Annotated in this window: 2 protein-coding genes; both read left to right on the top strand. The window is 81.9% G+C overall.

What is annotated here, in order from left to right; translation table 11 throughout:
• A partial coding sequence (locus ACFQH9_RS28595) for a DAK2 domain-containing protein (protein WP_379570957.1) occupies nucleotides 1–154 on the top strand: 154 nt, incomplete at its 5' end.
• A 64-nt stretch (nucleotides 155–218) separates the two neighbouring features.
• A partial coding sequence (dhaM, locus tag ACFQH9_RS28590) for a dihydroxyacetone kinase phosphoryl donor subunit DhaM (protein WP_379570923.1) occupies nucleotides 219–1,130 on the top strand: 912 nt, incomplete at its 3' end.

Genomic DNA, 1,130 nt, shown 5'->3' with positions numbered 1-1,130 from the left:
GGCGGCCGCCGACGCCGGCCGGGACGCGACCATCCCGATGCTCGCCCGCAAGGGCCGGGCGAGCTACCTGGGCGAGCGGAGCGTGGGGCACCAGGACCCGGGGGCGACCTCGGCGGCCCTGCTCGTCGCCGCCGCGGCCGCGACCCTGGGATGAGCGGGTGACGCAGGGCTCCGACCCGGGCGCCGCCACCGGTGCCCGCGGTGCGGCTGGTGGTGCCGTGACCGGTGGTGCGGCGGGTGCCGCGCCGCCGGTCGGGCTGGTCGCGGTGTCGCACAGCCGCGGGCTCGGCGAGGCGGCCGCGGCCCTGGCCCGCGAGATGCTGCACGGGCCCGCGGGGGACGCGGTGCGGATCGAGGTCGCGGCGGGCCTCGACGAGACGACCTTCGGCACGGACGCCACCGCGGCCGCCTCGGCGATCGCGGCGTGCGACGCCGGTGCCGGGGTCGTCGTGCTGATGGACCTCGGCAGTGCCGTGCTCTCCGCGGAGCTCGCGCTGGAGCTGCTCGACGACCCGTCGGCCCGGGACCGGGTCCTGCTCTGCCCGGCTCCGCTGGTGGAGGGGCTGGTGGCCGCGGCCGTCGCCGCCGCCGGAGGCGCGGACCGGGCCGGGGTCGCGGCCGAGGCGGCCGCGGGCGCCGGGGCGAAGGTCGCGCAGCTGGGGCCGGTCGGCTCCCCGGCGGAGGGGCCGGGCGAGCCGGACGACGCGCAGGTCGGGCCGGATGCGGACCGCACGCCGATTGAGCCGGGCGCGACCGCCGCCGGGGTCGGCGAGGGCGGGGTGGAGGTCACCGGCACCTTCGTGGTGACTCCCCCGCACGGCCTGCACGCCCGCCCGGCGGCGCTGCTGGTCCAGGCCCTGCGCGGGCTCGACGCCCAGGTGGAGCTCCGCGATCCGGGCACCGGACGCGGCCCCGTCCCCGCCGCGAGCCTCACCGGCGTGGCCTCGCTCGGCGCCGGCGCGGGGGCCACGGTCGAGGTGCGGGCCCGCGGGCCGGAGGCGCGGGAGGCCGTCGACGCTCTGCTCGCCCTCGCCGCCGAGGGCTTCGGCGAGGGGCCACCCGCCCCGCCGGCCCCACCCGTCCCGCCGGCTCCGCCCGTCCCGCCGGCTCCGCCCGGCCCGGCAGCTCGG

It is taken from the genome of Pseudonocardia lutea (genome assembly GCF_042658055.1).
Lineage (GTDB): Bacteria > Actinomycetota > Actinomycetes > Mycobacteriales > Pseudonocardiaceae > Pseudonocardia > Pseudonocardia lutea.
The sequence above is the reverse complement of the archived record's forward strand: the minus strand, read 5'-3'. Positions and strand labels throughout refer to the sequence as shown.